The organism is Pseudomonas sp. V98_8 (assembly GCF_029967975.1).
GTDB classification, from domain to species: domain Bacteria; phylum Pseudomonadota; class Gammaproteobacteria; order Pseudomonadales; family Pseudomonadaceae; genus Aquipseudomonas; species Aquipseudomonas umsongensis.
Map to the genome: position 1 here is coordinate 25,919 of NZ_JASCAE010000060.1, position 8,875 is coordinate 34,793.

General features: G+C 58.6%; 9 protein-coding genes. 3 read left to right on the forward strand and 6 right to left on the reverse strand.

The annotated features are described in order from the left end of the window. Window positions 1-89: 89 nt before the first annotated feature. The 4 genes from QLG10_RS20515 to rpoE all read right to left on the reverse strand — a co-directional run bounded on the left by QLG10_RS20515 (window position 90) and on the right by rpoE (window position 3,864). Window positions 90-1,517: a DegQ family serine endoprotease gene (locus QLG10_RS20515; protein WP_110752515.1), complete on the reverse strand. Its 1,428-nt coding sequence runs from the start codon at window positions 1,515-1,517 to the stop codon at window positions 90-92. A 178-nt stretch (window positions 1,518-1,695) separates the two neighbouring features. Continuing rightward, window positions 1,696-2,655 (reverse strand): MucB/RseB C-terminal domain-containing protein, encoded by a 960-nt coding sequence (locus tag QLG10_RS20520; RefSeq protein ID WP_110752513.1) that lies wholly within the window; start codon window positions 2,653-2,655, stop codon window positions 1,696-1,698. 8 nt (window positions 2,656-2,663) lie between these two features. Then, complete coding sequence (locus QLG10_RS20525) at window positions 2,664-3,251, reverse strand: RseA family anti-sigma factor (RefSeq protein WP_008055970.1); 588 nt, start codon at window positions 3,249-3,251, stop codon at window positions 2,664-2,666. Between the two features lie 31 nt (window positions 3,252-3,282). Next, complete coding sequence (rpoE, locus tag QLG10_RS20530; protein ID WP_003172477.1) at window positions 3,283-3,864, reverse strand: RNA polymerase sigma factor RpoE; 582 nt, start codon at window positions 3,862-3,864, stop codon at window positions 3,283-3,285. Window positions 3,865-4,420: 556 nt separating this feature from the next. Here rpoE and nadB point away from each other — a divergent pair. Beyond that, a complete protein-coding gene (nadB, locus tag QLG10_RS20535; protein ID WP_179056470.1) occupies window positions 4,421-6,037 on the forward strand; it encodes an L-aspartate oxidase in 1,617 nt (538 codons plus the stop codon). Here the strand turns inward: nadB and QLG10_RS20540 are convergent. Continuing rightward, window positions 6,006-6,458 (reverse strand): protein YgfX, encoded by a 453-nt coding sequence (locus tag QLG10_RS20540; protein ID WP_110752509.1) that lies wholly within the window; start codon window positions 6,456-6,458, stop codon window positions 6,006-6,008. The two genes, nadB and QLG10_RS20540, sit on opposite strands and share 32 nt — an antisense overlap. Then, entirely contained in the window at window positions 6,442-6,696 is a 255-nt protein-coding gene (locus QLG10_RS20545) for a succinate dehydrogenase assembly factor 2 (protein WP_007898624.1), read from the reverse strand. Before QLG10_RS20545 ends, QLG10_RS20540 begins: the two co-directional genes overlap by 17 nt. A 149-nt stretch (window positions 6,697-6,845) precedes the next feature. Between QLG10_RS20545 and QLG10_RS20550 the strand changes: the two genes are divergently transcribed. Together QLG10_RS20550 and QLG10_RS20555 are read left to right on the forward strand one after the other, a co-directional pair. Then, the gene (locus QLG10_RS20550; RefSeq protein ID WP_282487929.1) at window positions 6,846-7,787 is read left to right on the forward strand and encodes a folate-binding protein YgfZ; all 942 of its coding nucleotides are present in this window, start codon (window positions 6,846-6,848) and stop codon (window positions 7,785-7,787) included. Window positions 7,788-7,822: 35 nt separating this feature from the next. Further along, complete coding sequence (locus tag QLG10_RS20555; RefSeq protein WP_110752505.1) at window positions 7,823-8,644, forward strand: HDOD domain-containing protein; 822 nt, start codon at window positions 7,823-7,825, stop codon at window positions 8,642-8,644. The last annotated feature ends 231 nt before the right edge of the window (window positions 8,645-8,875 follow it).

The following is an 8,875-nucleotide window of genomic DNA, read 5'->3' on the forward strand; positions in this document are numbered from 1 at the left end:
CCTACAGGGAATGGCGTGAGACAGGTGAAAGCCCCCCCCAAAAAAAACCGCCTCTTTCGAGGCGGTTTTTCGTTCAGCCGATGAGTGGATTATTCAGCCAGCTTGAAGGTGATGAAGCTCGCGCGGTTCTGACGCAAGACGCGCATCGACACCGAACGGTTCTTTGGCAACGCCTTGGCGATGTCCGTGAACTCCTTGGCCGAACCGATCGCCTGATTGTTCAGGTGAGTGATGATATCGCCTGGCTGCAGGCCGATCATCGACGCCGGGCCGTCCTGGACTTCCTTGATCACCACACCGCCCTTGAGGTCGTAGGTTTTCTTCTGTTCGTCCGTCAGCTCCGCCACCGAGACGCCCAGGCGGTTGCTGCTGCGCTCGATGCTCGACAGCGGCAGGTCGTCCAGCTCCTTGCCTTCTTCCGGGATAGCGCCAACCGTCAGCTCGACATTCTTGCGCTTGCCCTCGCGGATCACTTCCAGATTAGCCTTGGAGCCTGCCTTCAAGGCGCCCACCAGGTGCGGCAGATCGGCGGACATGATGATCGGCTGACCATTCATGCTCAGGATCACATCGCCAACTTGCAGACCACCCTTGGCAGCCGGGCCGTCATCCTGTATCTGCGCAACCAGCGCACCGGCCGGCTTGTCCAGGCCGAACGATTCGGCCAAGTCCTTGCTCACTTCCTGGATAACCACACCCAACCATCCACGACTGACCTTGCCACCGCTTTTGAGCTGGTTGGAAACGTCCATCGCCACGTCGATAGGGATCGCGAACGATACGCCCATGAAGCCGCCGGAACGGGTATAGATCTGAGAGTTGATGCCGACCACCTCACCGTTGAGGTTGAACAGCGGCCCACCCGAGTTACCCGGGTTGATCGCCACATCGGTCTGGATGAACGGCACATAGTTTTCATTCGGCAGACTGCGGCCGACGGCACTGACGATGCCCTGGGTCACGGTGTGGTCGAAACCGAATGGCGAGCCGATGGCTACGACCCATTGCCCGGCTTTCAGATCCTGGGATTTGCCCAGCTTCAGGACCGGAAGGTCCTTGCCTTCGACTTTTAGCAGCGCCACATCGGATCGAGGATCGGTGCCGATGAGTTTGGCCTTCATTTCACTGCGGTCGGACAGACGCACGAGGATCTCGTCGGCATCGGCGATCACATGGTTATTGGTCAGGATGTAGCCGTCAGGCGAAATGATGAAACCTGAACCCAAGGATTGCGCTTCGCGCTGACGATCGCCACGGGGGTACCGAGGCTGCGGCGGCATGCCGCGTTCGAAAAACTCGCGCAGCATCGGCGGCAAGCCTTCGAGGTCAGGCATCTGCTGGCTCACTTTGCGGTCAGGCAGCTTTTGCGTGGTACTGATGTTCACCACCGCAGGCGAAGCCTGTTCGACCAGTTGCGTGAAGTCAGGCAATTCGACCGCTTGAACGGCGACCGCCTGACCGAGCACCAGCACGGTGGCAAAAATGGAGAGGTAAGACTTCAAGCGTGGTATCGACATACGGCTCCCGTTACGACGAGCATGGTTAAGCGATATGGAGCAAGGAACACCGAGAAAGATACGCCGGTATTTTTGTTCCGGGAACAACAAACAAGGCCAGAGCCGAGGGGCTCTGACCTATAAAAAATATTGGAGGGATTTGCAAATTGAAATGCTCACGAAACATTTCGATTTCACGTCACTGCTGGGTTGCAGTAGCGTCGGTGCGCATGGATAACGCAATCCGTTCTGCAGTGCCAATGGGGATCTCGCCCACCACTGTCACCACCATCTCGCCTTGAGGCGTACTCAAACGCCGGGAAACGGCAACGGTTGGCCCCAGTTGAGTACGGGTATCGGTGGCCCCGCTACCACTCAAAGGCTCGAGGAACACTGAAAACCGCGCGAGGCCATCATCATACATCAAGCTGTTGACCTGGACCTTGGTCTGGGGATCCTTGCGGGCCGTACTGCTGGTCAGTTCGAAACCCGGCGGTAACCAGTCCGAATGCCAGGCCCGTGCCTCCTTGACCGCCGAAGCCTTGTCGCTGTCGAGCTTCACCGTCTTGCAATCCGCGCCTGGCTGCAGGTCACTGTCGGTCGGGACCGCGACGGGATCGAGTCGAGTGAACTGGAAGCGCTCCAGCAGCCGTCCCTTGTCATCGAGCAACAATGACTTCAGAGGAAGGCCGGTTTGTTGATCAAGATGCAGTTCAAAACCGTAGCGGTGCTGGTCACGCGGCGTCAGCGTAACAATCACTGCCGGGCGACCGGCCACGCGCGACTTGCCGATGACAGCAAGGTCATACCAATTCTTGAGCTTCTGTGGATCAAGTGCACGAGCAGCCGAGCTGGAAGTATCTCCCAGCCCTGCCATCAGGTTGCCGCTGACGCATTGAGTCTGTCCATCAACGCGCACGACTTCCTGGGCGGACCCGTCGAGCTGGACCAAACGCTCGCGGACCTGGCCATCCTGGACACGGTGCCAGATATTGTGGGTAGAGAAACTACCGTTACGCTCGTAGACGAAAGTACCTTGAAAGCTTTGCTGCTGCTCGGCTTGGCCCAAGCGGGTCAACCAGTCTTGAGCCTGATCGGCGTGGGCTGGAACAACGAACCAGCCACTGAGCAATAGCGTAAGTAGAGGTATGGCGCGCATGATCCTCCTTAACGGTTTTCCAGGCTTGCTGCACGAGCGTAAGGCAGAGCGCTCTCAGTACCTTTCAGTGCAGCCTGTTGAGCATGTTGGCGCAAGTAGCCTGGCAGACGCTGATCGTTCCAGCCTGGTTGACCTTGCAATACGCCATTGGCCATCGGGCCCGTGGCTTCCGAACTCTCATTGTAGCCTGCCAGAACAGCCGGGCCCTTGACTTGTGGAACAGCCAGGCCAGGTTGAGTGGATTGCTGCGCCAGTTCGACGCCAGCGATCTCGTCCTGGTTGTACAGACGAACACCTGCCAGTACCGCCAGTGTCACCGAAGCGGCAACGGCCAGGCGACCCAGGCTGCGCCATGGACCACGAGTGGCTTTTGCCGGTACGGCTTCATCAGCCAATGCAGCAGAAACAGCCGCGGCAATATCCAGGCGTGGCAGCAGGAGATCCTTGTGCATCACCGCCCGAGCGATCTGATAACGAGCCCAGGTTTCACGGGTTTCAACATCGTCACAGGCATTCAATACCCGACGCAATTCCAATTCGTCCGCTTCGTTATCCATCACTGCGGACAGCGATTCCTGCAGGGCTTCACGACTCATGGCGTTCCTCTCTTGGCTGTCGCCGCTGTCTTTAGTTTTCCTGCAACAACGGCTGCAGGGCTTTATCGATGGCCTCCCGGGCGCGGAAAATCCGGGAGCGCACGGTACCCACCGGACACTGCATGACACTCGCAATGTCCTCGTAACTCAGACCATCGAATTCACGTAAAGTTAAAGCCGTACGCAAATCTTCTGGCAGTTGCTGAATGGTTCGATGGACTGTGCCTTCGATCTCATCCCGCAGCAAAGCCCGTTCTGGCGACTCGAGATCCTTGAGGCCATGATCGCCATCGTAGAACTCTGCATCCTCGGAACTGACATCGCTATCCGGCGGCCGACGGCCGCGTGAAACCAGATAGTTCTTCGCCGTGTTGATGGCGATGCGGTAAAGCCACGTATAAAACGCGCTGTCTCCGCGAAAATTACCAAGTGCGCGATAGGCCTTGATAAAGGCTTCTTGCGCTACATCCTGGGCTTCATGGGTGTCGTGCACGAAACGCACGATCAACCCGAGAATTTTGTGCTGGTATTTCAGCACTAGCAGATCGAATGCGCGCTTGTCGCCGCGTTGAACGCGTTCGACCAGCTGCTGATCCTCTTCCTGGGTTAGCATGAACACTCCTCGATAAGCTCGGAGGAGGCTTGCATTACTAAACGACCGGGCTTGCAAACATAGACTCGGGCTTTTCGCAAAAGTTCTCCCCCTCCAGGCAAGTTTCCTGCGGGCTCTGATTCGGCACGCACGAAAAGCGCAGCGCGAGATTCCCCGGCTGCGCAAATAATCTTGTCATCGGCTTGACCGGCAAGGACCCAACCGCGATCCAGCGATGAAACCGACACTGTCCCTTGATTCAGGCAACCGTCTATTGATATTGGGCCTTTGGCAAAAGTTCAAATATTTATAGCTTGGCAGAACCGACATTGTTCAACCCTGAGCCGAAAAAGAGTGTTAAATCCACGATACAGTTCGCTTGACGCCGAACCGGTGGAAAAAACATCCGACGAAGCGTCAGCAGTTTTCCGTCACAGTAGTTTCACAATGCCATATCGGCTCGGCTATTGTGCCGCTCCCCCCCTCTATATACTAGTGGGCTGTGCGGCTGCCGGGCATGCCTGTCCAGATGTCTGGCGCCTACCCCGACCCGGGTCGCTTTGAGCGGAATCCTGAAATGAGCCAACAGTTTCAACACGATGTCCTGGTAATTGGCAGCGGTGCTGCCGGCTTGAGCCTTGCGCTGACCTTGCCGGGTCATTTGCGCATCGCCGTATTGAGCAAAGGCGACCTCGCCAATGGCTCGACGTTCTGGGCCCAGGGAGGGGTCGCCGCCGTCCTGGATGACACCGATACCGTCGAGTCCCACGTCGATGACACCCTTAACGCCGGCGGCGGTTTGTGTCATGAAGACGCCGTGCGCTTCACCGTCGAGCACAGCAAAGAGGCCATTCAATGGCTGATCGACCAGGGCGTACCCTTCACCCGCGACGAACAGTCCGGCACTGAAGACGGTGGATTCGAGTTCCACCTGACCCGTGAAGGCGGTCATAGCCATCGCCGCATCATCCATGCAGCCGACGCCACCGGCGCGGCGATTTTCCGAACGCTGCTCACCCAAGCCCAACAAAGGCCGAACATCGAGTTGCTGGAGCAACGGGTCGCGGTCGACCTGATTACCGAAAAGCGCCTGGGCCTGGAAGGTGATCGTTGCCTGGGAGCCTACGTGCTCAATCGCGGCACGGGGGAAGTCGACACCTACGGCGCCCGCTTCGTGATCCTCGCCACCGGCGGCGCAGCCAAGGTCTACCTTTATACCAGCAACCCCGATGGCGCCTGCGGTGATGGCATCGCCATGGCGTGGCGTTCGGGCTGCCGGGTGGCGAACCTGGAATTCAACCAGTTCCACCCTACCTGCCTGTATCACCCGCAAGCCAAGAGTTTCCTGATCACCGAAGCCTTGCGCGGAGAAGGTGCACACCTGAAGCTGCCCAATGGCGAACGCTTCATGCAGCGCTTCGACCCCCGGGCCGAACTGGCGCCACGGGACATCGTCGCCCGGGCCATCGACCATGAGATGAAGCGACTGGGCATCGACTGCGTGTACCTGGACATCAGCCACAAGTCCGAAGCGTTCATCAAGTCGCACTTCCCGACGATGTACGAACGCTGCCTCGAATTTTCCATCGACATCACCAAACAACCGATTCCGGTGGTTCCGGCGGCGCACTACACCTGTGGTGGCGTCATGGTCGATCAACACGGTCGCACCGATGTGCCAGGGCTTTACGCGATTGGCGAAACCAGCTTCACAGGCCTGCACGGTGCCAACCGCATGGCCAGCAACTCCTTGCTGGAGTGCTTCGTCTACGCCCGCTCGGCAGCGACTGACATCCTGGAACAGTTGCCGCAGGTGTCAGCCCCCGCTGCCCTGCCTGTCTGGGACGCGAGCCAGGTGACCGATTCCGATGAAGACGTGATCATTGCGCACAACTGGGATGAGTTGCGGCGATTCATGTGGGACTACGTCGGCATCGTGCGCACCAACAAGCGCCTGCAACGGGCCCAGCACCGCGTGCGCTTGCTGCTTGACGAAATCGATGAGTTCTACAGCAACTACAAGGTCAGCCGGGACTTGATCGAGTTGCGCAACCTGGCCCAGGTGGCCGAGTTGATGATTCGCTCAGCGATGGAGCGCAAGGAGAGCCGCGGCCTGCATTACACCCTCGACTATCCGAAGATGCTGCCGGTTGCCCTGGACACTATCCTGGTGCCGTCCACCTACGCCGAGTGAACTTGAGCCGTACCCGCAGGCGTCGGTGCACATCCGCCGCCTGCGAATCCCGGGGCACGCAAACAGTCCTGGTGCGCCGCTCACCCCGCAGGCGAAATCGCAGCACCACCGCCAATGGCAATGCCAGGCTGTCCGGACGCAGTTGCACCGGCTGCCATCCCTGCGCCTGATTCCATAATTGCCAGCCATCGGCATCGCGCCGCAAGCCGCAAAATGCTTGCGGGTGCGTCAACAGGATCTGACGAGGCAATACCCAAAAACCGTGCAGCAGGCAGCAAAAAACGCCGGGCAAAGTGGCCCAGAGCGGCATGGCGAGAAGAAACAGCGAACCCAACGCGAACAGCTGGGCCACAAGATACGCCGCCAGCAACTGCCCTGAGGCATGCCAGCGGCATTCGAACCCGTTACTTGGGCTGGACACGGTCCAGGATCATGCGAACCATGCGCTGAAGCTCCGGATCTTCCGATTCGGCGCGTTCCATGAACCAGCCAAACATGTCCTGATCTTCGCATTCGAGCAGCCGGACGTAGCAGGCGCGATCAACTTCGTTGAGGTGCGGATAAACCTCTTTCACAAATGGCACCAGCAGCACGTCAAGCTCAAGCATGCCGCGGCGGCTGTGCCAGTAGAGGCGATTCAGTTCAACATCTTCGACCATGGAGCGCTCCTCAAATAGGCCGCAAGTATACAGCGCCGCGCCTCATCGAACAGTCGGCTTTGGTCGGGCACGGACGATCCTTTGTGAACTACCCATTTCAAGGGCAGCCCCTTATCATGTCCGCCAGACTCTTTACCCTGCGATGACCCATGGCCGATTCTGCTTTTTTCTGCACGCTGTCTCATGAAGGTGTCCTGGCGGTCCGCGGCGCGGACGCCGGCAAGTTCCTGCAAGGCCAACTGACCTGCAACCTCAATTACCTGAGCGACACCCGGGCCAGCCTTGGCGCGCGTTGCACGCAGAAAGGCCGGATGCAGTCGAGCTTCCGCATCCTGCTTGAAGGTGACGGCGTACTCCTGGCAATGGCCAGCGGATTACTCGAACCGCAATTGGCGGACCTGAAAAAATACGCGGTGTTTTCCAAGTCCAAATTGACCGATGAAAGCGCTGCCTGGGTTCGCTTCGGCATCGAGCAAGGCGATGAGGCCTTGAAAAACCTCGGCCTTGAACTGCCGGAAGACACCGACAGCGTCGTGCGTCATGACGGCTTGATCGCCATTCGCGTCTCACCTGGACGCGCCGAGCTGTGGGTGGCGGCCGATCAAGCCGATGACATCAAGGGCAAACTGTCCGCCCAACTGAGCGAAGGGGAACTCAATCAGTGGCTTCTGGGCCAGGTTCGGGCCGGGATCGGCCAGGTGATGCCAAGCACCCGTGAGCTGTTCATCCCGCAGATGCTCAATTTGCAAGCCGTCGGTGGCGTGAGTTTCAAGAAAGGCTGCTATACCGGCCAGGAAATCGTCGCGCGCATGCAGTACCTGGGCAAACTCAAACGCCGCCTGTATCGCCTGCAACTGGTTGCCGACGAACTACCGGAACCCGGCACCCAACTGTTTGCCCCCAGTCACGGCAGCTCGATCGGTGAAGTGGTGCTGGCCGCCAATGCTGCCGGTCACATCGAACTGCTGGCCGTGTTGCAAGCGGAAGCAGCCGAAGGCGGCGACATTCATCTGGGCGCCCTCGACGGCCCGGCCCTGCACTTGCTCGACCTGCCGTACCAACTGGACCGCGATCGCGAAATCCAGCGTTAAGCGCAGTACTTTTTTGCAACACCTAGAGAAGCGTAATGAGTGAGCTGGCGGAAAAGGTCCAACAGGATTTGGTTGAGGCCATCGATAACGATGACCTGGTTCTGCCAACGTTACCGGAAGTGGCCATGCAGATTCGCAAGGCCGCCGAAGACCCGCAAATCAGTATCGGTAGCTTGAGCAAAGTGATTGGCCGCGATGCCGCGCTGTCGGCGCGGCTGATAAAGGTGGTCAATAGCCCACTGCTGCGCGCAGCGCAGGAAGTCACCGATCTGCACACGGCAATCACCCGCCTGGGCATCAACTACAGCAGCAACCTGGCGATCGGCCTGGTCATGGAACAGATTTTCCATGCCCGCTCCGCTGTGGTGGAACAGAAAATGCGCGAGGTCTGGCGCAAAAGCCTGGAAATCGCCGGCGTCAGCTATGCGCTGTGCCGCCACTACACCCAGCTCAAGCCCGATAAGGCGGCTCTTGGCGGGCTGGTGCACCAGATCGGTATCTTGCCGATCCTGACGTACGCCGAGGATCACTATGAACTGCTGTCCGATCCGGTCAGCCTCAATCATGTGATTGACCGCATACATCCATTGCTCGGCGACAAGCTGCTGCGCGTTTGGGAGTTTCCGGAGCCACTGGTGCAGGTGCCGCAGCTTTACCTGGACTTCAAGCGACAGTCCGCGCAGATCGATTATGTCGACCTGGTTCAGGTGGCCAGCCTGTACTGCTACAAAGACACCGAGCATCCGATCTCGCGAATCGACCCCTTCAGCGTACCGGCCTTCGTCAAGCTGGGGATCGATCCGGACGACAAGGCGATGTGCGCCGATCTGGAAGAAACGCGGTTGATGTTTTATTGATCGAAAACCGCTCGCTCCTACAGGGTTCTCAAATAACCTTGTAGGAGCGAGCATGCTCCGGGCGGCATTCCGACGATGGTCGTCAACGATAACGCTGGAAACCTGACACGCCCCCGCCCCCACAAACTATCGCTTACTCTGCAGAATCACAGCTGGGCCTTTTCACCCTTGCCCAAAAAAATCTGCGTCGGCAACTTAAAGCCGCGCAACTTCAGCAACGCCATCGGCCCC

What these genes read in the sequence shown, in the direction of transcription:
- QLG10_RS20545 (WP_007898624.1), bottom strand. Translation starts at nt 6,696, where the DNA reads ATGGTCGAAGATGTTGAACTGAATCGCCTCTACTGGCACAGCCGCCGC.
- nadB (WP_179056470.1), top strand. Translation starts at nt 4,421, where the DNA reads ATGAGCCAACAGTTTCAACACGATGTCCTGGTAATTGGCAGCGGTGCT.
- QLG10_RS20520 (WP_110752513.1), bottom strand. Translation starts at nt 2,655, where the DNA reads ATGCGCGCCATACCTCTACTTACGCTATTGCTCAGTGGCTGGTTCGTT.
- QLG10_RS20555 (WP_110752505.1), top strand. Translation starts at nt 7,823, where the DNA reads ATGAGTGAGCTGGCGGAAAAGGTCCAACAGGATTTGGTTGAGGCCATC.
- QLG10_RS20525 (WP_008055970.1), bottom strand. Translation starts at nt 3,251, where the DNA reads ATGAGTCGTGAAGCCCTGCAGGAATCGCTGTCCGCAGTGATGGATAAC.
- QLG10_RS20515 (WP_110752515.1), bottom strand. Translation starts at nt 1,517, where the DNA reads ATGTCGATACCACGCTTGAAGTCTTACCTCTCCATTTTTGCCACCGTG.
- QLG10_RS20550 (WP_282487929.1), top strand. Translation starts at nt 6,846, where the DNA reads ATGGCCGATTCTGCTTTTTTCTGCACGCTGTCTCATGAAGGTGTCCTG.
- rpoE (WP_003172477.1), bottom strand. Translation starts at nt 3,864, where the DNA reads ATGCTAACCCAGGAAGAGGATCAGCAGCTGGTCGAACGCGTTCAACGC.